Annotated in this window: 1 protein-coding gene; it reads left to right on the top strand. The window is 48.7% G+C overall.

Features of this window, described 5'->3' with window-relative positions; translation table 11 throughout:
- Window positions 1–238, top strand: a 238-nt coding sequence (locus tag SAY88_RS25640; RefSeq protein WP_332635256.1) for a hypothetical protein, incomplete at both ends; no start/stop codon positions are given.

Here is a 238-nt window from a genome sequence, read left to right as displayed (position 1 = left end):
AGAGAAGAAACTTCGTGGAGATGTTGAAAAGGCCAAGAGGAAGACTGAAGGAGACCTCAAACTCACCCAGGAAGCTGTTGCTGACCTCGAAAGGAACAAGAAGGAGCTTGAACAGACCATCCAGAGGAAGGACAAGGAAATGGCTTCCCTCACTGCCAAGCTTGAAGACGAGCAAGGCATTGTTAACAAGACCAGCAAACAGATCAAGGAACTCCAGGCCCGCATTGAAGAACTTGAG

The organism is Halalkalibacter flavus (genome assembly GCF_036663575.1).
Classification (GTDB): Bacteria; Bacillota; Bacilli; order Bacillales; family Bacillaceae_D; genus Halalkalibacter; species Halalkalibacter flavus.
The sequence above is the reverse complement of the archived record's forward strand: the minus strand, read 5'-3'. Positions and strand labels throughout refer to the sequence as shown.